General features: G+C 63.8%; 25 protein-coding genes. 15 read left to right on the top strand and 10 right to left on the bottom strand.

What is annotated here, in order from left to right:
- Positions 1–20: 20 nt before the first annotated feature.
- Entirely contained in the window at positions 21–413 is a 393-nt protein-coding gene (locus G7016_RS16805; protein ID WP_181116653.1) for a tautomerase family protein, read from the bottom strand.
- Positions 414–517: 104 nt separating this feature from the next.
- Between G7016_RS16805 and G7016_RS16800 the strand changes: the two genes are divergently transcribed.
- The gene (locus G7016_RS16800) at positions 518–1381 is read left to right on the top strand and encodes a LysR substrate-binding domain-containing protein (RefSeq protein WP_181116650.1); all 864 of its coding nucleotides are present in this window, start codon (positions 518–520) and stop codon (positions 1379–1381) included.
- A gap of 101 nt (positions 1382–1482) precedes the next feature.
- Here G7016_RS16800 and G7016_RS16795 read toward each other — a convergent pair whose 3' ends face one another.
- From G7016_RS16795 to G7016_RS16785, 3 genes are all read right to left on the bottom strand, one after another.
- On the bottom strand, positions 1483–2679 hold the full coding sequence (locus G7016_RS16795) for a DUF2252 domain-containing protein (protein WP_181116647.1): 1197 nt from the start codon (positions 2677–2679) through the stop codon (positions 1483–1485).
- A 173-nt stretch (positions 2680–2852) separates the two neighbouring features.
- Positions 2853–3092 (bottom strand): hypothetical protein, encoded by a 240-nt coding sequence (locus tag G7016_RS16790; protein ID WP_181116644.1) that lies wholly within the window; start codon positions 3090–3092, stop codon positions 2853–2855.
- A 2-nt stretch (positions 3093–3094) separates the two neighbouring features.
- Positions 3095–4678, bottom strand: coding sequence for a phytoene desaturase family protein (locus tag G7016_RS16785; protein WP_181116641.1), 1584 nt, complete (start codon positions 4676–4678; stop codon positions 3095–3097).
- 161 nt (positions 4679–4839) lie between these two features.
- Between G7016_RS16785 and G7016_RS16780 the strand changes: the two genes are divergently transcribed.
- Positions 4840–5277, top strand: a complete 438-nt coding sequence (locus G7016_RS16780; RefSeq protein WP_308812179.1) for a winged helix-turn-helix transcriptional regulator — start codon at positions 4840–4842, stop codon at positions 5275–5277.
- Here the strand turns inward: G7016_RS16780 and G7016_RS16775 are convergent.
- Complete coding sequence (locus G7016_RS16775; protein WP_181116635.1) at positions 5274–6179, bottom strand: LysR family transcriptional regulator; 906 nt, start codon at positions 6177–6179, stop codon at positions 5274–5276. The genes G7016_RS16780 and G7016_RS16775 overlap by 4 nt on opposite strands.
- A 202-nt stretch (positions 6180–6381) precedes the next feature.
- Between G7016_RS16775 and G7016_RS16770 the strand changes: the two genes are divergently transcribed.
- From G7016_RS16770 to G7016_RS16715, 12 genes are all read left to right on the top strand, one after another.
- A complete protein-coding gene (locus G7016_RS16770; protein WP_181116632.1) occupies positions 6382–7509 on the top strand; it encodes an FAD-dependent oxidoreductase in 1128 nt (375 codons plus the stop codon).
- 21 nt (positions 7510–7530) lie between these two features.
- Positions 7531–8547, top strand: coding sequence for an SMP-30/gluconolactonase/LRE family protein (locus G7016_RS16765; RefSeq protein WP_181116629.1), 1017 nt, complete (start codon positions 7531–7533; stop codon positions 8545–8547).
- 27 nt (positions 8548–8574) lie between these two features.
- Positions 8575–9861, top strand: coding sequence for a histidinol dehydrogenase (gene hisD / locus G7016_RS16760; protein ID WP_181116626.1), 1287 nt, complete (start codon positions 8575–8577; stop codon positions 9859–9861).
- Positions 9858–10610, top strand: a complete 753-nt coding sequence (locus G7016_RS16755) for an SDR family NAD(P)-dependent oxidoreductase (RefSeq protein WP_181116623.1) — start codon at positions 9858–9860, stop codon at positions 10608–10610. The genes hisD and G7016_RS16755 overlap by 4 nt, the downstream gene beginning before the upstream one ends.
- A gap of 7 nt (positions 10611–10617) precedes the next feature.
- Complete coding sequence (locus G7016_RS16750; RefSeq protein ID WP_181116621.1) at positions 10618–11058, top strand: VOC family protein; 441 nt, start codon at positions 10618–10620, stop codon at positions 11056–11058.
- Positions 11055–12041, top strand: a complete 987-nt coding sequence (locus G7016_RS16745) for a fumarylacetoacetate hydrolase family protein (RefSeq protein WP_181116606.1) — start codon at positions 11055–11057, stop codon at positions 12039–12041. Before G7016_RS16750 ends, G7016_RS16745 begins: the two co-directional genes overlap by 4 nt.
- Position 12042: 1 nt before the next feature.
- Positions 12043–12978: an NAD-dependent epimerase/dehydratase family protein gene (locus G7016_RS16740; RefSeq protein WP_181116584.1), complete on the top strand. Its 936-nt coding sequence runs from the start codon at positions 12043–12045 to the stop codon at positions 12976–12978.
- A 38-nt stretch (positions 12979–13016) separates the two neighbouring features.
- Positions 13017–14234, top strand: a complete 1218-nt coding sequence (locus G7016_RS16735; protein WP_181116579.1) for an MFS transporter — start codon at positions 13017–13019, stop codon at positions 14232–14234.
- Between the two features lie 88 nt (positions 14235–14322).
- Positions 14323–15765, top strand: a complete 1443-nt coding sequence (locus G7016_RS16730) for a carbohydrate porin (protein WP_181116576.1) — start codon at positions 14323–14325, stop codon at positions 15763–15765.
- A 12-nt stretch (positions 15766–15777) separates the two neighbouring features.
- Positions 15778–16518, top strand: a complete 741-nt coding sequence (locus G7016_RS16725) for an SDR family NAD(P)-dependent oxidoreductase (protein WP_181116573.1) — start codon at positions 15778–15780, stop codon at positions 16516–16518.
- 37 nt (positions 16519–16555) lie between these two features.
- A complete protein-coding gene (locus G7016_RS16720; protein WP_181116570.1) occupies positions 16556–17530 on the top strand; it encodes a VOC family protein in 975 nt (324 codons plus the stop codon).
- 19 nt (positions 17531–17549) lie between these two features.
- The gene (locus G7016_RS16715; RefSeq protein ID WP_181116944.1) at positions 17550–18710 is read left to right on the top strand and encodes an alpha/beta hydrolase family protein; all 1161 of its coding nucleotides are present in this window, start codon (positions 17550–17552) and stop codon (positions 18708–18710) included.
- 82 nt (positions 18711–18792) lie between these two features.
- Here the strand turns inward: G7016_RS16715 and G7016_RS16710 are convergent, their stop codons facing one another.
- The 3 genes from G7016_RS16710 to G7016_RS16700 are packed head-to-tail and all read right to left on the bottom strand — an operon-like array spanning position 18793 to position 23137.
- Positions 18793–19977: a DUF1624 domain-containing protein gene (locus tag G7016_RS16710; protein WP_181116566.1), complete on the bottom strand. Its 1185-nt coding sequence runs from the start codon at positions 19975–19977 to the stop codon at positions 18793–18795.
- A 40-nt stretch (positions 19978–20017) separates the two neighbouring features.
- Positions 20018–21631 carry a GMC family oxidoreductase gene (locus tag G7016_RS16705; protein ID WP_181116564.1) on the bottom strand — a complete coding sequence of 538 codons (1614 nt, stop codon included), beginning with the start codon at positions 21629–21631 and terminating at the stop codon, positions 20018–20020.
- Between the two features lie 18 nt (positions 21632–21649).
- On the bottom strand, positions 21650–23137 hold the full coding sequence (locus G7016_RS16700) for an aldehyde dehydrogenase (RefSeq protein WP_181116561.1): 1488 nt from the start codon (positions 23135–23137) through the stop codon (positions 21650–21652).
- 261 nt (positions 23138–23398) lie between these two features.
- On the opposite strand from G7016_RS16700, the gene G7016_RS16695 reads away from it, so the two are divergent.
- On the top strand, positions 23399–24313 hold the full coding sequence (locus G7016_RS16695; RefSeq protein WP_181116558.1) for a LysR family transcriptional regulator: 915 nt from the start codon (positions 23399–23401) through the stop codon (positions 24311–24313).
- Positions 24314–24353: 40 nt separating this feature from the next.
- Here G7016_RS16695 and argE read toward each other — a convergent pair whose 3' ends face one another.
- A complete protein-coding gene (gene argE, locus G7016_RS16690; protein WP_181116555.1) occupies positions 24354–25511 on the bottom strand; it encodes an acetylornithine deacetylase in 1158 nt (385 codons plus the stop codon).
- The gene (locus G7016_RS16685; protein WP_181116553.1) at positions 25508–26185 is read right to left on the bottom strand and encodes a DUF1028 domain-containing protein; all 678 of its coding nucleotides are present in this window, start codon (positions 26183–26185) and stop codon (positions 25508–25510) included. The genes argE and G7016_RS16685 overlap by 4 nt, the downstream gene beginning before the upstream one ends.
- Positions 26186–26196: the final 11 nt, after the last annotated feature.

The following is a 26196-nucleotide window of genomic DNA, read 5'->3' as shown; positions in this document are numbered from 1 at the left end:
GAGCGTAGCAGGCACGGTGTTCAGCCGTGCTGATGGCGCCATTCCTGGGTACGCCCACCATAGCCGTACGCCGCCGCGCGGGCGTCGATCAGGTGCACGTACGAGCACAAGGCCGGGTTGGGCCGCAGTTGGGAGAGGGCGGCATACACCTCTTGAATGAACCGCGCCTTTTCCTGCTTGGTGTTGGTCTCGTCGGTGATGCTGATATCCAGGTGGAAAGCAGTGCCGCCTGTTTGTGCCAGTGGTTTACCTGCGATAAACCAGTCATGGTCGCCGATGTATTGAACCGTGGTCGCCATCAGTTCGGGCGCCTTGCCCAGCACTTCGGCGGTAAGGCGATGAACGATGGCCACGGCTTGCTGGCCGAGTTCGGCATCGCGGGTACCGGAAAGCTTGAGATCGATATGTGGCATGGGTGACTCCAGTCGGGAGGGGAGAGGCCCATTGTGCAAAGCTTGTATCCATCGGTACAGCGGGAAGGTACGATGGCATCCATCGGAAAACGGGTGGATGAGCAATGCGCGGCTTCGATCTGGAACAGCTCAAGACACTAATTGCGGCCGTGGATACCGGCAGCTTTTCTGCAGCCGCGCCCTTGCGCTGCCTTTCACAATCTTCGCTGAGCGAACAACTGCGCAAGCTTGAAGACGCTGCCGGCGCGCAGTTGCTGGTGCGTGGCAAGTCTGGGGTGAAGCCAACGGCAGCGGGGGAGCGGCTATTGGCCCATGCGCGTGGCATTCTGGCCCTGGCGGACGCGGCGTGGCGGGACATGCATGCCGTGCCCCTGATTGGGGAAGTGCATCTGGGCATCTCGGATTACTTGCGCCCTGGCGAGGTGACGAGGCTGTTGGGGCGCCTGGCCCACCATTATCCCGGGTTGCGGATAAGAACACGGATTGGCAAAAGCGCTGAGATCAACGCGGCCCATCGCAGTGGCGAGCTTGATTTGGCGGTGGTGATGCAGGTGGCGTCGGCGCGGCCTGCATTGCCCGCAGGCACCCACGTGTTGCGCAGCGAACCGCTGCAATGGGTGGCGGCGCGTGGCACGGTGCTCAAGCCGGGGCGTGCAGTGGAACTGGCGCTGCTGCCCGAAACCTGCACGCTGCACAGGGTGGCCTGTCAGGCGTTGAACGCGCACGGCATTCCCCATGAACTCGCCCACGTGGCCTCCGGTGTGGCCGGGTTGCAGGCCGCGGTTGCAGCGGGCTTGGGCATTGCGTGCCTCAATGCTTCGTCGATCGTCGAGCACGGCATGATTGCCCTGCCCGAGGGTGTGTTGCCGCCGCTACCGGAGGTCGATTTCATGCTGTTACCAATAGCGGACGATGTGAGCGGCAGGCTGAACGCCATGGCCGAGGTGGTTGTGCAGACGCTCGCGTAAGCGTGGCGCCATTCGCGAGCTCCGGCAATGCCCGGCCAGGATCAGACCTGTGTTGGAAGCCGGCAGAGCTCGCGAATAGGGTTTTGCCGTTTCGCGAAGGGTTATTCCTTGCGGCTTTGTTCGAGCGCATAGCGGCGGCAGTGTTCCAGGTAGCCTTTTTCATGGCTGCCTACCAATTGCACCACACTGGACCACAGCCAGGACGGGGCATCCAGCGCCCGGGAGCGGTTGCGTTGCAAGTCGTTCACCCATTCTTGCCGGGTGGTCATGTCCATTTGCTGGGCGTGCGCCTTGCCGACCACGCGGGCGAGGTAAGTCGCCACGGTCATGGCTTCGGCCTGGGTAAGCTCGTCGAGCTCCAGCTTCATGTCCTGGGGCAGCAGTTCACGGATGAAGAAGCCCCGGCCCAGCATGCGTGTGGCGATCATGCGGTTGCCCAAGGCAGGTGAGAGCTGCCGCGCGCCAGCGACCACCCGTTGTGCATTGTCCCGCGGCATTGGGGCCCGGGCCGCGCGGGGCGCCGCGGCACCGACTGCTTCCTTGATATCGATCAGGCAATAGTCCCGCTCTTCTTCAGGGCCCACGCCGAGCAATACCGCATAGCGACACAAGCCCAGCGAGCTGCAGCCCTTCACCCAATAGGCCGCGTCCAGCAGGGTTACCGGGTCCTGTTGTGAGCGGCCTTTGAGTGACGTCACCAAACCGTGAATGTCTGGCCCTTCGCACAAGGCCTTGATCGCTTTGCGCTCTTCCTTGGACAGCGGCCAGAAATGCTTGCCCAGTGGAATGGTAGGGTGCAGGTGTTCGATACGCTCCTTGGCCAAGTGCTTCCAGGTGCGCTGCACGGCGCTGCGCATGCTGCCCTTCACCTGCGGCGGGCGCTCGGGCTCTTCGTCGTTGCCGGGGTCGAACGCCAGCTCGTACCCCCGCATCATTTCCTCGAGCATGCGCGCAGTGGCCACGCCGGGCAGGTCGGAGCCGCGCGCGGCCGTGGCCAAAGACAGCCCCAGGCGCACCAGGTCGTGGGCCGGGTTGCCGATCACCGTCTGGTCCAGGTCGCGGATATGAATGTCGATCTTGCCCTTGAGGCTGCCGGTCGGGCCAAGGTTGCCCGCGTGGCAATCCCCGCAAATCCAAACCGGTGGCCCACCGGGCAGCCGGCGCCCAGGCTGGCTATGCAGCCATTCATAGAACTGGACGGTACTGCCACGCACATAAGCGTGGGCGGACCGGGCCATTTTCAGGTTACGAAGTTGAGTGAGGGGTTCGAGGCGTTCTGCGGGGGCTACTGCTTTCATGGGGTACGTTCTGAGGGCGATGTGCCATTGACCTCTGCGCAGGTCTAGATGTTTCAGATTGTTACGCAGAGGTCGCAACAAAGACGGTGCCCGGGAGGCGTTCAGGACAGAGCGTTCAAGGATGTTTCCGGAACCCAGGCGCCGTTGGATGGGCGAGTAATGGCGTACAGCCCCTACACGGCGCTCGCCTTGGGCTTCACTTTACCCACCCGGGCGCGGAATACCAGGCTGAGCAGGAACAGCACGGTTTTGAGGTCCAGCATCTTCAATGCCGCCCGCGCCTCCTCCGGGCGCAGCCGGGCGACCATGGGCATGGCGCCGAAGATCTTGCCCTTGATCAGCAGTTCGTTGCCGTTGCGTTCGATGGTGCTCACCGCCATCAGCTCACTGTTGTCGCTCCCGAATATCTTCATGGTCAGTTCCTCGTCACGCGGTCAAAATCCATCCCCAAATCGTCGAACACCTTTATGGCCGTTGCGCGGCCGGCGCCGAATACGCCGCCGCCGGGGTGCATGAACGGCCCTACCAGGTAGAGGTTGTCCAGCCCTGGTACAGAGAGGCGACCCAGGTCGGGCGTGGGGCGGTGGGCGAAGTTCTGGTAGAAGTACGGCGCCACCCCGTGCACGTCCCCCTTGACCATGGAGTTGGGCGAGCTGCGCTCCAGGTCCAGTGGCGAGCACAGGGTGCGGGCGATGATGTTGTCCGGCGTCAGGTTTTTCACGAACTTGCGGTAGGCATGCAGGCTCAGGTCGCCGAATTCCTCCTTGTACTCGTCCCAGCGCGCGGCGCCGCCTTCGGCCAGGTTGTAGGGCGCGAAGGTCATACCATGGAACATCCCCTTGCCAGCCGGCACGCGGGTAGGGTCGTTGATGCTTTCATCACCGCCCGCCACCAGCCGCCGCGTGGACACGCGGCCGCGCCGCAAGGCATCGAAATCATCCAGCATGTCGCTCAGGCGATCGCTGCTCATCATGGTCAGCATGGTGGCACGTCCCACGTCGGGGCCTGCGTGAAATTCAGCCTGGCGATGCAAGTCGTAGTGGCTCACAAACAGGCTGAAGGGGGCGAGGGTGGCGCGTTCGGCGCGGGCGATTACACCCGGGTCCAGCCCGTCCACAAAGCGCTTGATCACATGGGGGTGAAGCGCGCCGATCACCGCATCCCTGGCAAGGATACGTTCACCGTCAGCCAGCTCTACGCCCGCCGCGCGGCCATCGGAGACCACCACCTTGCGCACTTCGGCGTTGCACCGGATTTCGCCACCGTGGTGCTCGATACAGCGGGCGAGAGCCTCCGACAGCTTGCCACTGCCGCCCACCGGTTGCGACACGCCATGGGTGTGCATGATACCGACAAAGGCATACACGCCCATCCCTGTGCCCAGTTCGTCGGGCATCTGCAGGTTCTCGGCGATCACCCGCAGCAAGTGGATCTTCACCTTGTCGTGTTCGAACAGGTTATCGATGATGTCCAGCGTGCTGCGCTGCATGGCATCGAAAAGCTCGCGGCCTTCCAGGCTTTGGTCGAGCATCGCCACCATGGCGCCCATCGGCAGGGGCGGCGAATAAAACCCGGAAAGGAACAACGGCAGCAGGCCACCGGCCTTCAACGCCAGCTTGCGGTAGGTGTCGGCGTCACGTTCGGATACCGTCGCGATGGATGCGCAGGCTTTGTCCAGGTCGCGGTAAGTAATCAGTGAAGTGCCGTCCTCGAAGACCGTGGCGTGGGGGATGTCCGAATAGTTGTATTTGAGCCCGAACCGGCTGAACAGGCCCAGTTCGTCCTGGGTGATCATCGGGTTGCCCTGGATCATGATGTGCACGCTGGAGTGCTCGTCGTGCCAGAAACCCGGTGTGTTGAGCTGGCGGGTAGACACGCCACCGCCCACGTAATCCTTGCGCTCCAGCACCAGCACCTTTTTTCCGGCCTTGGCCAGGTAGGCCGCGGCGACCAGGCCGTTGTGCCCTCCGCCGATTGCGACTACGTCGTAATGGTTCATCTGCACCTTCCCACAGGGTTTTATTGTTGTTCGCAGCCGTGCCAGTGGCTGGGCTGTGGGGCGATTCTAGGAGTAGGCTTTGCATGCCCGGAAGATCGCACTTTAATGTGGGTCGGTTACCTCAATGTGCGTGCCCCCACCAACCGCAGGAACATCACCGCGTGGAAAACCCCGACACTCAAGCCCCGCAAGCAACTCAGCAGCAGGCCCTGGTGCGCTTGCGCGCGCGGGTGCTACACAACGGCAATGACCCACACGGCCCTATCCGGGAAACCCTCGGCCGGCTTGGCGACCGCTGGAGCCCGCTGCTGCTGTTGATCCTGAAAACCGGGATGCTGCGCTTCACCGAGCTGCAACGGCAGGTGAACGCCATGGCCGATGCTGAGCTGTCCCAGCGCATTCTCACCCTCAAGTTGCGTGCCTTCGAGCGCGACGGCATGGTGTCCCGCACGGTAATCCCGACCATTCCGCCTCAGGTGGAATACCGGCTTACGCCATTGGGTGTTGCGCTGGCGCAGCGGCTGGAAGGGTTACTGGAGTGGCTGGAAGGCCAGGCGCCGGAAATCCTCGCCGCTCGGGCGGCGTGGGACCACACCTAACCCAACCCGGCCGCCGTCTCGATGATCAGGTTGCGCAACCACGCCAGCCCCGGGTCGTGCTGGCGGTATTTGTTCCATTGCAGCGCGATGGTGAGGTCCGGCGCCGCCCAGGGGGCGGGCAGGATGCGTAGCGGCAGGTATTCCACCCAGCGCTCGGCGAGGCGGCGGTGCATGGTAGCGATGCGGCGGGTGCCGATCACATAGGGCGGCACGCTGTTGAAGGTGTGGGTGGTCACCTCCACCCGGCGCTCGAAGTCGAAACGGCGTAGAAACCACTCATCCACGGTAGGGGTGCGGTGTTCGTTGCCCCAGCGCACCAGCACGTGGCCAAGCTGCTTGTAGTCATCGAACGAGAGCGTTGCCGGCCCGTGCTCCCGGCACACCACGCACACGAAAATGTCGTCGAACAATGGGCTGGAGGGGTGGCCCTCCATCAGTTGCGTATCGGGCAGCAGCAGAAAATCCAGGTGCCCTCGCTCGATCTCATGAATGGCATCATCGTTGGGCGAGAACAGCTCAAGCGAGCACTTGGGCGCCAATTCACTCAAGCGAAGACTCACGTCGGGCATCAGCACCATGCCCACGTAATCGGAGGCCATCAAGGTGAAGGTGCGGCTGGCCTGTTCCGGCTGGAACTGGCTGCGGTTCTCCAGCGTGGCGCGCATCTGGATGAGCAAGTCGCGCACCGGTTGCGCCAGGGTTTCACCCATGGGGGTGCGCACCATCCGCCGGCCGATTTGCACCAGTAAATCGTCTTCGAAATAGATTCGCAGGCGGGCCAATGCCGCGCTGGTGGCCGGCTGGCTGAGAAACAGCCGCTCGCCGGCACGGGTGATGTTCTGTTCAGCGAGCAACACGTCGAGCACTACCAGCAGGTTCAGGTCCAGGCCATGAAAGCGCATGTGGGGGTCTTCTTATGGTTATGGTCGCCAGCATTTGCGGTGTTTATACCCCGGTACATTGACCATGACCAGCCATCCATGCCATGGATGACAGCTATCCGAACAAACAATTTCCGGCATACCCCGCCGCTGCGTAGTGTGAGGCCCATACCTCGCCGCCAGCGCCTGGCGGGGCACAACAATAAAACCGGAGACACGCTGGATGAGCGAGATCAGGAACGTGCTGATAGTGGGCGCGGGGATCGGCGGGCTGAGCGCCGCGATCGCCCTGCGCAGGGCTGGGGTGGCGGTGGAGATCGTGGAGATCACCTCCCAGGCCAAGGTGTACCACGTGGGCATTGTGGTGCAGGCGAACTGCATCCGGGCCATGGCGCAACTGGGCATCGCCGACGCGGCAGTGGCGGCGGGCTTCCCCTACAACGGCCTGCGAATCTGCAACCAGCAGGGTCAGGTGAAGGCCGAACTCAGCGGCGCCCGCCTGGCCGGTGACGACTACCCCGCCAACCTGGGCCTTACCCGGCCCGCCTTGCACAAGGTATTGCTCGATGCGGTGGCGCAGAACGGCGCCACCCTGCGGCTGGGCGTGACCTTCAGCGACATCGAACAAAGCGAACACAAGGTGTCAGTGCGCTTCACCGATGGCAGCAGCGGCGACTACGACCTGGTGGTTGGCGCCGACGGTGTGTATTCCAAAGTGCGCGCCACCGTGTTCGGTGAGCAATACCGGCCGCGCTTCACCGGCCAAGGCGTATGGCGCTACAACTTGCCCCGGCCCAAGGATCTGCTCTGGTCCCACATGTTCGAGGGCAAGCCGGGCGGCAAGGCCGGTTATACCCCGCTCACCGAAGACAGCCTCTACATCCTCTCGGTGTTCGAAGAACCCGGTAACCCGTTTTTCGACCCCGAAACTCTCGCAGCGGAATTTCGCAAGCGGCTCGAAGGTTATGGCGGGCTGGTGCCGGAGCTGAGCGCGCAGATCACCGACAACAGCCAGGTGGTGTACCGCCCGCTGGAAGCCCTGCTCATGCCCGCGCCCTGGTACCGCGGCCGGGTGCTGCTGATCGGCGACGCGGCACACGCCACTACCCCACACATGGGCCAGGGCGCTGCGCAAGCGGTGGAAGACGCCGTGGTGCTGGGTGAACTGTGCGGCGCCGGGCTGGAGACGCAAGCGGTGCTGGACGGCTTCATGGCCCGCCGCTACGAGCGCTGCAAGTTCATCAACGAAGGCTCGGTGCAGATCGGTGAGTGGGAGCAACGGCCCACGCCTGAAGCCGATTTTGCCGGGCTGATGGCCAAGATGATCCGCGTGGTTTCCGAACCTATCTGACGCGCTGAACAAGGACGCTCCATGAACCGCAACCCACTCAAAGGCTGGCAGGTTGATCGCGACGCCATTGGATTCATCGGCTACGACCTGCAACGTCCCGAATGCATCATTGCCCAGCCCGACGGCAGCCTGTGGGCCGCCGATGCCCGCGGTGGCGTGATGCACATCACTGCCCACGGCGAGCAAACCCTGCTGACCCCGGCCCAGGCGCCCGGCAGTGACGCCAGCTTCGAAGCCCGCTACGTGCAATCACAGGGTGCTTCGTTGCCCAACGGCCTGGCGCTGACCGAAAACGGTGATTTCATCATTTGCAACTGGGGCCTGGACCGTATCGAAAAGCTCGATCGCCAAGGCAACCTGCAGGTGATGTTCGACCAACTGGACGGCAAGCCCCTGGGCAAGACCAACTTCCCGCTGCGGGATCGTCAGGGGCGGATCTGGTTCACGGTTACCACCACGATGCAGCCCTGGACCGACTCGATCAATTCCGGCGTGCTGGACGGTTACATCGGCGTGATCGACGAACACGGCATTCGTGTAGTCGCGGAGGGCTTCGGCGGCACCAACGAAATCCGCTTCGACGACCGCCAAGAGTGGCTGTACGTGGTGGAAAGCAACGTGCGCCGTATCTCGCGCCTTCGCCTGCGCTCCGACGGCTCGCTGGGTGACCGGGAAGTGTTCGGCCCTGCTGAACTGGAAGGCTTCCCGGACGGTTTCGCCTTCGACTGCTTCGGCAACCTCTGGGTAACCCTGGTGATGAGCGACAAGCTGATCGCGCTCACCCCGGACGGTGAAGTGCTGACCCTGCTGGACGACAGCAACCCCGACGCTACCGCCGTGCTTAACGCGCATTACCACGCTCGAACCCTTACCCCCCAGATCATGCAGGCCACCCGCGGCACGCTCGCGCCCTGGATGGCCAGTATCACCTTTGGTGGGGCCGATTTGAAAACCGTGTACCTGGGGAGCTTGCAGGGCACCCGTATCCCGTACTTCCGCTCGCCCGTGGCGGGCCAGCCGCTGGTGCACTGGCGCTGACACTCATTACAACAAGGAACACAGGCCATGATTCGTCATTTGAAAAAGGGCAAGCCCGCCGCGCACAAAGCCGAATTGAGCGCCCAGGTGCGCGACACCGTGGAGCAGATCATCAGCGCCGTGGAGCAGCGGGGCGAGGCGGCGGTGCGGGAGTATTCCGAGAAGTTCGATGGCTGGAACCCCACCGACCTGCGCCTGAGCCAGGCACAGATCCAGGCCTGCATCGACAGCCTGCCGGCACAGGCCATCGAGGACATCAAATTCGCCCAGGCGCAGATTCGCCGCTTCGCCCAGGTGCAGCTGCTGTCGCTGCGCGACGTGGAGGTTGAAACCTTGCCCGGCGTGGTGCTGGGCCACAAGAACATCCCGGTCAACGCCGTAGGTTGCTACATCCCCGGTGGCAAATACCCGCTGCTCGCCTCGGCGCACATGAGCGTGCTCACCGCCAAGGTGGCAGGTGTGAAGCGGGTGGTCGCCTGTGCGCCGCCATTCGACGGCAAGCCCTCGGCGGAGATTGTCGCCGCCATGGCCCTGGCTGGCGCCGATGAAATCTATGTGATGGGCGGCGTTCAAGGCGTGGCGGCCATGGCCCTGGGCACCGAGCACATTGCGCCCGTGGACATGATCGTCGGCCCGGGCAATGCCTACGTGGCCGAGGCCAAGCGCCAACTCTATGGACGCGTGGGTATCGACCTGTTCGCAGGGCCCACCGAAACCCTGGTGATCTGCGACGACAGCGTGGATGCCGAACTGGTGGCCGTGGACCTGTTGGGCCAGGCAGAACACGGCCCCACGTCGCCGGCGGTGTGCGTGACCACCAGCAGCCGGCTGGCCGAAGAACTGCCCGCCGCCATCGAGCAGGTGCTGGCACGGCTGGATACTGCGCCGGTGGCCAGCGTGGCGTGGCGAGACTACGGCGAAATCATCCTGTGCGACAGCGACGAGGAAATGCTCGCCGAATCCGAGCGGCTGTGTTCCGAGCATGTGCAAGTGATGACCCGGGACCCGGAGTGGTTCTTCGAACGCATGACCTGCTATGGCGGCTTGTTCCTCGGCCACCGCACCAACGTGGCCTACGGTGACAAGGTGATCGGTACCAACCACACCCTGCCCACCATGGGCGCCGGCCGCTACACCGGCGGGTTGTGGGTGGGCAAGTTCATCAAGACCCACACCTACCAGCGCGTGCTCACCGACGAAGCCAGCGTGGCCATTGGCGAGGTGTGTTCACGGCTGTGCGCGCTGGAGCACTTCTCTGGCCACAAGGAACAAGCCGACATCCGCGTGCGGCGGTTCCAGGCGGCCCGCGGATGAGCCGGCTTACAGGCAAGGTGGCGGTAGTCACCGGGGCCACTGGCGGGCTGGGCCAGGTCATATGCCAGGCGTTGGCCGAGGAGGGCGCGTGTGTGGTGGCGGGTTATCACCATTCAGCGGCAGCCGCGCAGGCCTTGACCGAGAACTTGCCACGCGTGGGAGGAGGCCATTGGGCCGCCTCGGCACCGGTCACCGACAGCAACGCACTCAACGAACTGGCGGCATTGGTAGATGCACGCCATGGCCATTGCGACCTTCTGGTGAACTGCGCCGGCGTCACTCGCTTCGTGCCACACGGGGACTTGCTCGGGCTGGACGATGAACTGATCGACCGCATTTTCGCCACCAATGTGCGCGGCGCCATCGCCTGTGTTCGGGCGTTCCAGCCGCTGCTGCAGGCCAGCGGCAATGGGCTGGTGGTGAATATCAGCTCGATCGCTGCGCGTACGGCCATGGGCAGCAACATCGCGTATTGCGCGTCCAAGGCCGCGCTGGACAACTTGACCGCGTCCCTGGCGCGAGCCTTGGCGCCCGCCGTGCGAGTGGTGTCGGTCGCGCCGGGCCTGGCGGACACCGAGTTCGTGCAAGGGTTGGCCAGCGACTGGCGTGACCAGCAGGCGCAACGCACGCCCCTTGGCCGCCTGGCCCTGCCACAGGAAGTGGCTCAGGCCGTGGTGGCAGTAGCCACCCACCTCACCTTTACCACCGGCGTTGTCATCCCAGTGGATGGCGGCAGAGCATTGAGCTGAGGGCGCCATGAGCGACGTATTCGCACTCAAACCCCACCACGGCGGCATCAGCGTGCCGGACCTGGACGAGGCTATCGACTGGTACCGCCTGATGCTCGGTTTCGAGCTGGAAAGCCGTGCCTTTATCGAGCAGATCCCGGCCGAGGTGGCGTTCATTCGCCAAGGCGACTACCGCATCGAGCTGTTCCAACTCGAAGGCGCCATGGCCTTGCCTGCCGAGCGCCGCGAGCCGCATCTGGACCTGCTCACTCATGGCCACAAGCACCTGTGCTTTGCCGTGCAGAACGCGTCAGCCGCCTTCGCCCAGCTGCGAAGCAAGGGCGCCGACATCGTTTTCGAGCACGTGATTGGCGGTACGCCCATGGGCTTTTTGCGCGACAACAGCGGCAACTTGCTGGAACTCATTCAATACCCGGCCCTGTGGGCCGAACAAGGAGCACTCTTGTGAAGCTGGCAACCTTGAAAGACGGCAGCCGTGATGGCCGCCTGGTGGTGGTATCCCGCGACCTGAGCCGTGCTGTGCTCGCCAATGGTATCGCCGGCACCCTGCAAGCGGCCATCGAAGACTGGGCCCGTTGCGAGCCGCTGTTGCAGCAGGTGTATGACTCGCTCAACGCAGGCCTTGCCCCACAAGCCTTTGCCTTCGAACCGCGCGAAGCCATGGCACCGCTGCCTCGCGCGTATCAGTGGGCCGACGCCTCGGCGTTCCTTAACCACGGCAGCCTGATGGAGCGCGCGTACAAACTGGACATCAAGAAAGACGCTGGCGTACCCATCATCTACCAGGGTGCGGGCGATGATTTTCTCGGCGCCTGCGACGACTACCTCGTGCCAGGCGAGGACCATCAGATCGACTTCGAGGGGGAGGTGGCGGTGGTGCTCGACGACGTGCCCATGGGCATCGAGCCCCACGCGGCCGCCGGGCACATCAAGTTGCTGATGTTGCTCAATGACGTGAGCCTGCGCGCGCATCTGTTCAAGGAAGTGAGCATCGGCTTCGGCCCGCTGCGGGCCAAGCCCAGCACCGTCTTCGCGCCGGTGGCGGTCACGCCCGACGAGTTGGGCGACGCCTGGGCAGACGGGCGGGTGAAGCTGCCGCTGCAGGTGCAGTGCAATGGTGAGCGCTTTGGCGAGCCCAACGGCGAGGAAATGGATTTCAGCTTCCCCGAGCTGGTGATGCACCTGGCACGCACACGTAACCTGCGCGCGGGTACGGTGCTGGGCTCGGGTACCTTTTCCAACCGTGACTATCCACGCACCGGTTCGGCCTGCCTGGCTGAACGCCGCGCGGTGGAAGTGCTCGAGCACGGCGAAGCAAAAACGCCGTTCCTGCGCTTCGGCGACCGCTTGCGGTTCGAGATAGTCGGGCTCGACGGCCAGAGCGTGTTCGGCGCCATCGACCACCGCTTCGTGCCCGCGCAGGAGGCCTGACATGCACATTCTGATCACCGGGGCCAACGGCTTCGTCGGCGCGTCGCTGGTTCGCCGGCTGCTCACCGACCCTGCCGCCTTGCCGGGCTGGGATCGCCTCACCCTGGTAGACCTGGGCTTCACTACACCCACCGATGATCCGCGTGTACAGCAACTGGGTGGTAGCCTGGATGACCCGGCGCTGCTGGCCACGGCACTGGAAACGCCGGCCGACGTGGTGTTTCACCTTGCCAGCGTGCCGGGCGGGCTGGCCGAGCGCGACTATGCCCTGGGCCGGCAGGCCAACCTGGACGCCACCCTGGCCTTGCTTGAAGGGTTGCAGCGCCAGGCAACCCCCGCGCGCGTAGTGTTTGCCAGCACCATCGCCGTGTATGGCTCGCCATTGCCCGAGGTGGTAGACGACTTCACCCCGTTGCGCCCGCACCTGAGCTACGCCACGCAGAAGCTGATTGGCGAGCTGTTGATCGACGATTTCAGCCGGCGCGGCACCCTTGATGGCATCAGCCTGCGCTTGCCCGGTATCGTAGCGCGCCCGCCGCAGCCCTCCGGCTTGCTGTCAGCCTTCATGAGTGACGTGTTCTGGAAAATCAAAGCCGGCGAGCCGTTCGAATGCCCAGTGTCGGCGCGGGCCACGGCGTGGTGGATGTCTGCAGTGCGTTGCGTGGACAACCTGCTGCATGCGGCGACCTTGCCGGCCGAGGCGCTCCGGGCGCGTCGGGTGTTCGCCTTGCCGGTGCTGCACCTGAGCATGGGCGCGTTGATCGAAGGCCTGCAGCAGCGCTTCGGCCAGTCGACGGTGAGCTTCGTGCCCAATGAGGCGCTGGAAGCGGCATTCGGGCACTATCCGCCACTGCGCAGCGAAGCGGCCGAGCAACTGGGGCTGTGCCATGACGGCAGCCTGACGCAGTTGATCGAGAGGACGTTGAACCCGCTGTAGAACACTCCGTGCACCTAATAACAATAACGGGAGACACCATGAACGCTCCGCTGAGCATTACCCAGTCAAAGGCCACCCTGGCCACCTACCTTTTGCTGCTGATCAACTGCCTGTCGCCCATGGCGGCGATCGTGATCGCGCCCAGCCTGCCGCAGATGCAGGCGCACTTTGCCCAGGTGCCCAACGTCGAGTTTCTGATCCCCGTGGCGCTTACCGTGCCAGGCCTGCTGGTGGCGTTGCTCAGCCCGGTGGTGGGGCTGCTCGCCGATCGCTACGGACGCAAGGCATTGCTGGTGGGTTCCATCTTCGGCTATGGCGTGTTCGGCGTGCTGCCGATGTTCCTCGATTCGCTGTACGCAATCATTGTCAGCCGGGTGGCCTTGGGCTGTGTGGAAGCGGTGGTAGTCACGATCAGCACCATGCTGATCGGCGACTATTACAGCGGCGCACAGCGGCAGAAGTACCTGGCACTGCAAACCACCTTCGCCTCCAGCTCGGCCATTGTGTTCTTCATGGTAGGTGGCGCCCTGGGCGAGATCAGCTGGCGCATGCCTTACGTGGTGTATGCGGTGCCGCTGCTGCTGGCGCTGGTGAGCAAGGCGATGCTGTGGGAACCAGCCGCCGCCAGCATGGCCGCGGATGAACAGCACAACGGCAACGGCCCACGCTTTCGGCCCTCGGTGCTGCTGGGCATTTGCGTGGTGACCTTTATCGGCGCGGTGATGTTCATGGTGCTGCAGATCCAGATGGCTTACCTGCTTGGCGACATCGGCGAGCCATCGCCCCAGACCGCCGGCCTGGTGGCCTCGGCCTGCAGCGTGATGATCGTGCTCGGTACGCTGGCGGTGCACCCGCTGGGCCGCATGGGGCTGCGCACGTCTCACTGCCTGGCGCTGGCGTTCGGCCTGATCGCCACCAGTTTCGTGGTGATACCGGCGATGCACAGCTGGCAAGGCATCATGGCGGTGGCGCTGGTCAACGGCCTGGGCTGCGGGCTGATGTTGCCTACCCTGGCCATCTGGAACATGCGCGAGCTGCCTTGGCAACGTCGGGGGCTTGGCACCGGCATGTGGTACGGCAGCTATTGCCTGGGCATGTTCTGCAGCCCGTTGCTGGTAGTGGCCGTAGGCAAGGCCAGTGGGCACCTGGCGACCACCGTGGGCTGGGCCGGCTGGCTGTGCATGGGTGTGGCCGTGCTGGCGCTGATGGCCAGCCTGGTCCGGCGTCAGCCTCAGGGCCTGCCGCTTACCCCGTGACACACCCCTTTTAAGTGGTAACCCAACCGGCGCGACTGGCGCCGGGTGGCCTCTCTCAGCCTGAAAAAAACAACAACAGAGACCCGACATGAACGAGCGAGCGGCGGTTGGCTGTGCCTTGATGATAGCGGTGGCGTGCCCGGCATGGGCCGAGCAGCCGAAAACCGTGGCCGACACCATGGCCACCGAATACCCCAACCAGAAAGTTGGCCCTCGGGTATTGAACGTGGAACCCGCAGCACCCCTTGCCAGTGACAAGCCTTTGGCCGAGCAGGGGCGCTGGCTGAAAGCCCATGGCATCAGCCCCCACCTGTCGATGACGGAAATTTACCTGCGCAACCCCAGCGTGGGCCTGAGCACGGGTAACCACGAGTCGCTGACCATTTTCGCCGTAGGGGCGGATTTTGACCTCGACCGGCTGGTGGGGCTGCCTGGCGGCAACTTGCATTTTGAACAGCTGTATGTGCCCTGGACCAGCAACCTGACCTACGGCGGCCAGGTCGGCGATGTGCTGGCGGGTAAGCCCGGGCCGTACATTCCCCGGGTAAGCCACCTCACGTTGTTCACCTACGAGCAAAAGCTGCTGGACGACAAGCTCGCCATCGAAGTGGGCAAGAGCAACGCCGGCAACTATTTCGCGCTGCCGTTGTGCAACGTGCCGCTGGGTTGCGTGAACGCCATTCTGCAGGACACCGCTGGCATCAACCCGCCGCCCTACGCCAACTGGAACGCCCGCATCGGGTATGACTTCACTCCCGCGTTGCGCGCCCAGGTCGGTGCGTGGCGCAGCAACAATGCCTACCCTTTCACCAATGGATGGGAGCGCGACGAAGGCGACAGCGGCGGCACGCTGAGCACTTTATACCTGGCCAACCTGGCGTATCGCAGCGACTACCGCATGGAGGCGTATCCGCAAACCTGGGAGGTGCTGGCGTTCCATAACAACGGCCGCCAGACCGACCCATACTTCACTGTCAACGGCACCTCGCGGGTGGCCGATGGCGCCACAGCGTCCGCCACCAGCAAGGGCGTGAGCGGGTTGTACCTGGGTGGCAAGAAAACCCTCTGGCGCCAGGACGGTGGCAAGGGGCAGGACCCGGCCCCCACCGCCGTGGCGGCCTTCGCCAGCGTTACCCACACCTTCGACGAGGACACCAGCAATGGCGTGGCCACTCAGGCCAACGCCGGGCTGATCCTTTCCGCACCCTTTCGTAGCAGGCCGTTTGACAGCTATTCGCTGAATTTCAACTGGGCCCGTCTCACATCCCGTGAACAGGCGTTTCTCGAGGAGGCGCACGCCGCAGCCGGCGGCGGCGACTACCGGCCCGGGCGGGACGAATTCGGGGTGTCGCTGGATGCGAACTTCATCCTCACCGACAGCATCGTGGTCAGCCCCTTCGTGTTGCGCACCTGGGGCACCAGCAGCTGGCTCAACCCCTACACCGGAATCAACCCCCGCGATGGCTATGCCGCCGGGCTGTTGTTCCACGTCCAGTTCGATGAACTGCTCGGCCTCAACAGCCGCCACTGAAGGAGCTATGGCATGAACCACAACGACACTCGGGTGGCCTTGATCACCGGCGCAGCAGGCGGGCTAGGGCGGGCATTCGCGCTGCGCCTGGCCGAAGAAGGGCTGCGCATCGCCCTGGTGGATTGTGTTGACACCGCAGACGTCGCCAACGCGGTTCGCGAGCGGGGCGGGCAGGCCGAGAGCTTTGCCTGCGACCTGCGCCAGCCGGAACAGATCGCCTACCTGTACGGCCAGGTAATGGAGCGCTTCGGCCGCTGCGACGTGCTGGTGAACAACGCGGCCTATATCCCGCTGAAAAGCCTTGAAGCGACCACGCTGCTGGACTGGAGCGACTGTCACGCGGTGACCCTGGATGCCCCGTTCCTGCTTAGCCAGGCTTTCGTCCCGGGCATGCGCGAGCGTGGCTGGGGGAGGATTGTCAACCTGGCGTCCAGCAACACCGGCCGGCCACAAAAGGGCTTTATGGCCTACATCGCCGCCAAGATGGGAGTGATTGGCCTCACTCGCGCGCTGGCGGTGGAATTGGGCGAAGACGGCATCACCGCGAACGCACTTTCGCCAGGCTTGATTCGCCACCCCGGCAGCAGCGCCGCCCTGCCTGCAGGGCTGTTCGAGCAGGTACGCAACAGCCAGATGATCAAGCGCACCGGCGAGCCCGAGGACCTGTGTGGGGTGCTGGCGTTTCTGGTGTCCGACGCCTCGGCGTACATGACCGGCCAGGTGTTCAACGTGGACGGCGGTTTTCTGTTCTGAAATCGCTGCGGTTACTCATTGAAAAGGAGGCTTGAAGATGGCCATTGTCGGCATCGATACTCTGCTGTACGGCGTTGAAGACCTGGCCACTGCCACGCGTTTCTTCGACGATTTTGGCCTGGACCGGCTCAGCGCTTCAGCCGAGGAAACAGTGTACCGGCTGGACGAAGGCTCTACGGTGATCGTGCGTGAGCTGACGCACCCGTCCATCCCCGCGTCGCGCTATGAAGGCTACGGGGTGAAGGAAACCGTATGGGGCGTGGACAACGACGCCAGCCTGCAACGGCTGCTGGACGACCTGCGGCGCGATCGCGAGGTGCGGCTGGGCGATGATGGTGCCTGGCATTTTCTCAGCGATTGCGGCCAGGCCCTGGCATTACGGGTGTTCCAACGAAAGAAAGTTACCTACGCGCCGGACCCTGTCAATGCGGCGGGTAATGTGAACCGGTTGAATCAGCACCGCAAATGGCGCACCCGGGCGCGGCCGAAAACCATCAACCATGTGGTGTTCGCGGTGGACGATTACTGGGCCACCTTCGCGTTCTTCCGGGACCGCCTCAATTTCCGCCTTTCAGATCATCAGAAAGGCATCGGTACCTACCTGCGCGCCGATGGCGCCAACGAGCACCACAACACCTTCCTGCTCAACAACAAGGCCCCAGGGGCCGGTGGCGTGCCGCGCTTCCATCACACCTGTTTCGGCGTGGAGGACTTCGATGAGGTGATGGTGGGTTCCAACCATATGACCCGCCGGGGCTGGCAGCACGGCTTTCTCGGCACCGGGCGGCACCGGATTGCCTCGGCGATATTCTGCTACTTCAACTCACCTACCGGCGGCGAGGCCGAATACGGCGCAGACACCGATTACCTGGACGACAACTGGGTGCCACGTGAATGGGAATTTCGCTTCGGCACGGCCCAGTGGATGAGCAACCCGCCGGCCTTCATGCAAGACGACATCCCCTGGGATGTGACGTTCTACCAGGGCGATGCCCCGGCAACCCGCCGCTGAACAAGGACCGACCATGAGCATGTTCCAGTATTTTGAAACCAATTACGTGTGGAGCCTGGCGGTGGCTGCGGCTATTGAAATGGGCGGGAAGCTCGGCGAGATCGAAGCCATGTGCGCACCGCTCAAGGCCATCGCCCGGCAGGGTGATGACGAAGGCACTCAGGCGTTCCTCACAGCCTGGGAGGCGGGCGGCGACAACCTGGTGTCGCTCGCCGAGGAAGACAAGGCTGCCGGTAATCTGTTGAGTGCAGCTGACAAGCTTGACCGGGCCGCAGTGTATTTCATCACCGCCGAGCGCATGCAGGCCCAAGGCTATGCGCCGCGCAAGGCGCTGTATGCGAAGTTTCTGCGCACGTTCAGCGAAGGTTTGGCCCTGTCGCGCTCGAACACTCAGCGGTTTGAAATTCCCTACAAGGGTGCGCACCTGGCGGGCCTGTTCACCCCCGCCAAGGGCGTGAACGGCCCAGCCCCTTGCCTGGTAGTCATCAACGGCCTGGACAGCACCAAGGAGATGGTTTACCGCGCCGGCCTGTTTCCGGAATTGCTTGCTCGCCGGGGCATCGCCAGCCTGTTTCTCGACCAGCCCGGAAGTGGCGAAGCCCTGCGCCTGCATGGGCTGACTGCCGTGGTGGATACCGAGCAATGGGCCGCCCCCGTGATGGACCATCTGCAAGCGCGCCCCGAGATCGACCCCGAGCGGATCGGCCTGTTGGGCGTCTCCCTGGGCGGTTATTACTGCCCGCGGGCGGTGGCGTTCGAGCCGCGGTTTGCCTTGGGCGTGGTGTGGGGCGCCAACCATGATTGGGGCGAGGTGCAGAAGCGTCGGCTGGTCCGCGAAGGCGAACGGCCGGTCCCGCATTATTGGGAACATGTGCGCTGGGTGTGGGGCGCCAGTGACATGAGCGAATTCATGGCCATTGCCGAGCAGGTACACCTCGACGGCGTGATGGAAAAGATCAAAGTGCCATTCCTGGTGACCCATGGTGAGGCCGACCGGCAGATCCCACTGGAGTATGCGCACCGGTCGTACGAGCAGCTCACCGCCAGCCCGGACCGGGAACTCAAGGTGTTCACGCCCCGTGAAGGCGGCATTCACCACAGCAGCCTGGACAACACTGCCAACGCCGGCGCCTGGATCGCCGATTGGGTAGCCCGGCGGTTGGGTGGCAGGGTGGGGTAGCCGCGATGCTTGCCCGCGTCCGGCTTTGCCCGGATGCCAGCCCCGGTCGCCAGCAAGCTGTGCTGCTACGGGGCGGGCAGGCTTAAAAATATTTCAACCACGCCACATCCCGCCGCCGCTGCTTGAGGGCGGCGAACCACCGTGTGGGGTAGAACAGCGACACGGCCATTACCGCACTGCACAGCCAGATTGCGGACAGGTTCTCGAACCCGTAATGAGCCCCCTGATTCGTGCCCCACACACTGACCGCGACGACATACATAGCCTTCAACACATACAAATGCAGCAGGTAGAAGAACATCGGCGCGCCGCCGTACAGGGCGAGCACCGCAGTACCGCGCCAGTGTTGAACGCGTTCGAGCGCCGCCAGCAGCAGAAGGCCCAGCCCCAAGGTTGGCAGCAGGAACATCAATGAAGGCGGGTATTTCCGTGCCGTCAGAAAGCTCATGACGGTTCGAAGCGTATCCCCGGTGTGCACCCAAGGCTGGTCGCCGTACACATTCGCCCAGCGAATCGCCACGAAAGCGACCAGCAGCCCCACGCCGGTGTTGAGCAAGCGCTGGCGCCGTCGCGCCGGCAAAACCCCTTGGCTGAACCACGGCCCCATGGCCCACCCCAACAGAATCACCCCGATCCACGGCAGCACGGGGTAGGTGGTGCGGGCACGGATACCCTCCGCCAGTTCGATAAACGATCGCTGGTGCAATATCGACCAGGGCACGAACAGCGGTGAATCGCTGGTCAACACCACCGAGTCCAGCAGGTTATGCCCGCCGATGATCGCCGCCGCGAGCGCAAGCAGCACAGGGCGGCTGAAATGCAGTGCGCCGGCCAATACCACCATGCACACGCCAATGCACCAGATCACCTGCAGCCAGAGGGTTTCGGGCAGCAGCGTGCCGTTCCAGGCAAGGTTCACCAGGGTGAGTTCAAGCACGATCAGAAACAGGCCCCGCTTGAGCAAAAATACCGACGTGTCCCGGGCGCTGTGCTTCTGGCTGTAGAGCCAGGCGGATAGCCCGGTAAGCAAAATGAACACGGGAGCGCAGAGGGCGCTGAGCAGCCGGGTGAAGAACAGGCCGGGGTCCACCGTCAGCGCATCAATGGGGTCGCCGACCTGTTTGTGCAGCCAGAAGGTTTCGCGGGCGTGGTCCACCAGCATGAACAGCATCACCAGCCCGCGCAGGGCGTCGATGGCGCTCAGGCGGGCGGTAGCGGTAATCGAAGAAGGGGCCGAGAGGGGAACGGCCCGCACTGAAAGCAACATACGTCAACTCGAACGGTGGCGTTACAACATAACATACCATTCAGGCGCGTTTCATCTCCTTGAACGCGGTAACACCGAGAATGAAGTCGGCCGCTTTCTCACCAATCATGATGCACGGGGCGTTGGTGTTGCCGCTGACCAACGTGGGCATGATCGAGGCATCAGCTACGCGCAGCCCTTCCAGGCCGTGGACGCGAAGGTCCGGGCCGACCACGCTGAGCGGGTCCTGCCCCATTTTGCAGGTGCCCACGGGATGGAACACGGTGGCGGCGTTCTCCCGGATGTAGGCCAGCAGTTGCTCATCGGTTTGCACCTGCTTGCCGGGCAGCATTTCGGTACCTCGGATAGGCGCGAACAGCGGGTCGGCCAGCACTTTGCGGGCAAGTTTCAGGCCTTCTACCAGCACCTTGGCGTCCTCGGGTTCGGCGAGGAAGTTGAAGTCGATGGCCAGTTCGCCGTTGGCCTGCAATCGCAGCTCGCCGATGCTTTTGGGGCGTAGCACGCAGGTATGCACGGCGTAGCCGTGGCCCCACTCGAACAGCCGCCCACGGTGGCTGCGGTAACCCGGCACAAAGTGGAATTGAACATCGGGCAACGTATCGGCCAGGGGCGTACGCGCAAAGCCACCGGCTTCCACATAGTTGGTGGTAAGCCAGCCCTTGCGCCCACGCAGGTAACGCCACGGCGCGGTCAGCAGGCTGGGTAGCGCACCCAATGAAAAGCCGAGGGTGGAAGCGCTTTTGGAGCGGATGGTAATCAGCCCGTCGAGGTGGTCCTGCAGGTTCTTGCCCACACCGGGCAAATGATGCAGAACCCGCACCCCAGCCTGTTTCAGTTCGTCTTCCGGGCCGATGCCAGACGCCAACAGCAACTGAGGGCTGCCCAGGCTGCCCGCGCTGAGGATTACTTCGCGCCGTGCGAGCAACTGCTGAGCCACGCCGGCCCGAATGATGTTCACGCCGGTGACGCGCTTGCCGTCCAGTGCAAGCGAGGTGACCGCGCAGTCTGTCATCACGGTGAGATTGGGCCGGTTGAGTACCGGCTGCACGAAGGCACGGTAGCTGGACAGCCGTTTGCCGTCCTTCTGGGTCACGTTATAGACGCCACAGCCTTCAAGTTCAGCGCCATTGAAGTCGTCATTGCGGCGCAAGCCTACCCGCTCGGCGGCCTTCACGAACAACCGGGATACCGGGTTAGGGTCGCGAGGCTGGTCGACACACAGTTCACCCTCGCTACCGTGGTACGCGATGCTCTGGCCGAGCAGGTTACCCTCGGATTTCTTGAAGTAGGGCAGCACGCTCTGCCAGTCCCAGCCGGGGCAACCGGCGGCCGCCCAGCGGTCGTAATCCGACGCGTGGCCGCGGATATAGATCATGCTGTTCATCGAGCTCGAGCCGCCGAGCATCTTGCCGCGCGGGGTGTGCAGGCGGCGGTTGTTCAAGGCTTTTTGCGGCGCTGAGAGGAAATTCCAGCTGTAGGTTTTGCTCTTGTACAGCGTGATGGTGCCGGCGGGAGTGTGGATGCGCACGTTGTTGTCGTGGCGGCCGGCCTCGATCAGGCACACGCGGTTGGCCGGGTTCGCGCTCAAGCGGTTGGCCAGTACGCAGCCTGCCGAGCCCGCGCCAACGATGATGTAATCGAAATCCCCGCTCATGGGTGCTCCTTGAAGGCTTCAGCGGAACTGGAACCAGGTGGTCTTCAATTGGGTGTATTTGTCGAACGAATGCAGTGACAGGTCGCGCCCGAAGCCCGACTGCTTGCCGCCGCCGAAGGGCACGGTCACGTCCAGCGCATCCACGGTGTTCACCGACACAGTGCCGGCGTTGAGGCGCCCGGCCACGCGGTGGGCGCGGTTGAGGTCGTCGCTCCACACCGAGGCCGCCAGGCCGTAGATGTGGTCATTGGCCAAGGCCACAGCCTCGTCCTCGCTGTCGAAGGCAGTTACCGCCAACACCGGGCCGAACACTTCCTCGCGCGCCAGCGGCTGGGCCGCAGTTACGCCCGTAAAGATGGTGGGCTGGATGAAGTTGCTCGAGCCATTGATCGTCAGCTGCTGGCCGCCGGTGACGCAGGTCGCGGAGCTGGCCTCGGCACCGGCGATGTATTGAACGATCCGCTCGGTTTGCCGCGCATTGACGATCGCGCCCATGCGGCTGGTAGGGTTCAAGGGGTCACCCGGTTGCCACGCCTTGGCCTTTTCGGCCAGGCGCTCGACGAACTCATCGTGAATGGCGCGTTCAACCAGCAACCGCGAATTGGCCGAGCACACTTCTCCCTGGTTGAAGAAAATCCCGAAGGCTGCTTTTTCTGCCGCCAGGTCCAGGTCCTTGCAGTCGGCGAACACCAGGTTCGGGCTTTTACCGCCGCATTCCAGCCATACCTGCTTGAGGTTGGAATGTGCCGAGTACTGCATGAACAACTTGCCCACCGCGGTGGAGCCGGTGAAGGCCAAGGCGTCCACATCCGGGTGCAGCCCAAGGGCGCGGCCCGCGTGCTCGCCCAGGCCGGTGACCACGTTCAACACGCCTTCCGGCAAGCCAGCCTCCATCGCCAGTTCGGCCAGGCGCAAGGCAGAGAAGGGCGATTGCTCGGCGGGCTTGAGGACAATGCTGTTACCCGCCGCCAAGGCCGGGGCCAACTTCCAGGCCGCCATGTCCAACGGGAAATTCCACGGCACCACGGCCGCGACCACACCCAACGGCACACGTGTAATGGTCGCCAAGGCATCGCGGCCGGTGGGCGCGACTTCGTCGTACAGCTTGTCCAGCGCTTCGCCGTACCAGGCGAATACGCCCGCCGCGCCGGGCACGTCGATGGTGTAGGCATCCATCACCGGCTTGCCCATGCTCAGCGAATCGAGCAGGGCCAGTTCTTCCCGGTCAGCCAACAGCAACTCCGACAGCCGCAGCAAAACGGCCTTGCGCTCACGCGGTGCCATCCTTGCCCAGGGGCCCTGATCGTAGGCGTGGCGGGCTGCCCGTACCGCGGCATCCACGTCCGCTTCGCCGCAGGCGGCCACGTGGGCGAGCAGGCCATTGGTGGCCGGGTTGATGACCGCGAACGTCTCGCCGCTTTGGGCGGAGTGTGGCCGGCCGTTGATCAATGCGCGGTCGATGAAGGTTTGCTGTTCGGCGAGGCGTTGCCAGCTGTTGAAATCCATCCAGTAATACCCTCGACGTCAATTTGTGGGGTGCAGCAATTACCGTGATAGTGGCCCTGCACGAAGCGGCGATAAATTATTAAAAATATGTTTTAGCGTTATCCGAAACATTGCCAACAGGCACGTTACTGGTGCGCGCTTGGCGCGAGTGCACAGTTACGGACCAATAAAGCGAAACACCCATCGAAGAAACATTATTGCGCTGCGCTTTCATCCAATAAAGTTGGTAGGATTCGGGCCAATGACACGTTGGAGGTTGCAATGGCCGCTTATAACTTGCGCCAGCTTAAATACTTCATTGCCACGGTAGAGTGCGGCAGCGTCGCTGAAGCTTCGCGCAAGCTGTATATCGCCCAGCCGTCGGTGTCTACCGCGATCAAGCAGCTGGAAGAAAGCTTTAACGTGCAGCTGTTCATCCGTCATCACGCCCAGGGTATGTCGCTTACGCCCAGCGGTTCGCGGTTCTACCGCAAGGCGCTGGAGCTGCTGCGGGTAGCCCACGAGTTCGAGCAGAACGCCCTGGCCGATAACGATGTGGTGGCCGGGCAGATCGACATCGGTTGCTTCGAAACCGTGGCGCCGTTGTACCTGCCGCGGCTGATCGCAGGCTTTCGGGACCGCTGGCCGGGGGTGGAAATTCGCATTCGCGACGGCGAGCAGCAAGAGCTGGTGCAAGCCCTTACCGGGGGCAGCATCGACCTGGCCATCCTGTACGAGCACGAGCTGGACAGCACCATCGAAACCGTTGCGCTGATGCCCCCGCAGCAGCCCCATGCGCTGCTCCCCGAAGGCCACCGATTTGCCCAACAGGCCAAGGTGTCGCTGAATGACTTGGTGCTTGAGCCGATGATCCTGCTGGACGTGCTGCCCAGCCGTAACTATTTCGTGAGCATCTTCGAAGAACTGGGCCTTAACCCCCACATCGTGTTCAGCTCGCCGTCGATCGAGATGGTGCGCGGCATGGTTGCCCGGGGCTTCGGGTTTTCCATCCTGGTGACCAAGCCTTTCTCGGACTACGCCTACGACGGACAGAAAATCGTGTGCGTGCCCCTGGCTGAAACCGTCACCGGCTCTGGGTTGTCCGCCGCCTGGCTGCGCCGAGGTCAGTTGACCAAGCCGGCGCAGCTGTTCGTGGATTATTGCCAGGAGGAGTTGGGGAAGGGGCGGGGCGGTTGATTGGCCCGATAAAAATATACATCGGGTTCATTCGTGGGTTTTACCCGCTCCTACTGGCGAAGGTGAGGATTTTTTGCAACATCCGGTCGCAGGCGGCCAGCTGTTCCATCGACACGAACTCATCTGGCTTGTGGCCTTGGTCCATGCTGCCGGGGCCGCACACCACAGTGGGGATGCCTGCGGCGTCGAACAGCCCGCCTTCGGTGCCGAAGGCCACGGTGTCAAACGCTGCGGAGCCACAAAACGTGGCGATCAGTTCGGCCGCCTGGCTTTGCGGGCTGGTGGCCAGGCCGGGGTAGGCTGAGAGCTCGGTAAAGCGGATACCACTCTGGGCACTCACCGCCTGCATACGGGGCAATACGTGCTCCTGCGCATAGCGTTGCAACGTTTGAGCGACGGCGTGCGGGTCATGCGCCGGCAGCGCGCGGATCTCGAAATCGAACCGGCACTCCTGCGGCACGATGTTCAGCGCCTGGCCACCGCTGATCATCCCCGTTTGTACGGTGGTGAAGGGCGGATCGAAGCGTGGATCGTGCTGGTCCGGGCTTTTCAAACCGTCGCCGATCCGGCCCAGTTCATTGATCAGTGCGGCGGCGTATTCGATAGCGTTCACCCCTTGTGGGGCATACGCCGAATGGCAGGCATGGCCGCGCACGTCGCAGCGCATGGCCAGTTTGCCCTTGTGGCCTAGCACGGGCCGTAACTCGGTGGGCTCGCCAATGATGCACAGCCTCGGTTTGATCGGCCGTGCTTGCAGCGCCGTGAGCAACGTACGCACACCGAGGCAGCCGACCTCTTCGTCGTAGGACAGCGCGATGTGCACCGGCAGGCGCAGCGGTGCTTCGAGCAGGGCGGGCACCAGCGCCAGCACACAGGCGATATAGCCTTTCATGTCGGCCGTGCCGCGGCCATACAGCCGGCCGTTGTGCTCAGTCAGCGCGAAGGGTGGAAACGTCCAGGCCTGGCCATCCACGGGCACCACGTCGGTGTGGCCGGACAGCACGATGCCAGGGCAGTCCTCCGGCCCGATCGTGGCGAAAAGGTTGGCCTTGCTGCGCTCGGTGTTGTACACCCGCTGCGCGACCACGCCGTGCTGGGCCAGGTAGCGCTCCACGAAGTCGATCAAGGCCAGGTTCGACTCTCGGCTGGTGGTGTCGAACGCCACCAGCTCGCGCAACAGGGCCTGGCTATGGCTCATCGGTCGTCACCCGGCACGCCATAACCGGGGGCTTTCATCGGGTCCAGCGCGCGGTCGATGTAGTCCTGCAGCTGGGGCCGGTAGGCCTGCCAGAGTTCGCCCAGTTCGGCGATGGGGTCGGCGTCGGCCCAGTCCACCCGCAGGTTGACGATTGGCCAGGTGAGTTCGCCTACCACAACCAGCGCCGCCGAGTGCACCGGGCCCGCCTCGCCGCCAGCGACCTGGCCCGCGGCGAGGGCCGCGAGCAAACGGTCCGCCAGTTGCCCCTCGGCGGTTTCGAACGCCTCTACCATCGCCGCGATCACTGCCGCATCGGCCAGCATGTTGCCGGCTGCCACGCATTGCTCGCCGGCTAACGCATTGTGTGTGCCCAGGGTTTCACCGCCGCTGAAGTGCGCGGTGCGGCCCAAGTGATCGATGGCGGTAAGCTGGCGGTATTGGCTATAGCCGTTGCGGGTGAGCACCTGGTCCACGGCCTCAGTAGGCGCCAGGCCTGATTCCAGCGCATCGAGTACTTCCGGGCCTAGTGCGGGAAGGGTGATGTTCTGGCTGGCGACCGCGCCCACGCCCGGGCGCAGCCACGGGCAGCGCGCACCGACGGCGATGCTGGAAGAACTGATGGCAATGCCCAGCTGCCCTGTTTCGGCGCACCGCCCAACGATGGAAAACGTCATGGCCTGGCTCC

The organism is Pseudomonas japonica (assembly GCF_013522925.1).
GTDB lineage: Bacteria > Pseudomonadota > Gammaproteobacteria > Pseudomonadales > Pseudomonadaceae > Aquipseudomonas > Aquipseudomonas japonica_A.
This window is presented reverse-complemented; position numbering and strand designations above follow the sequence as displayed.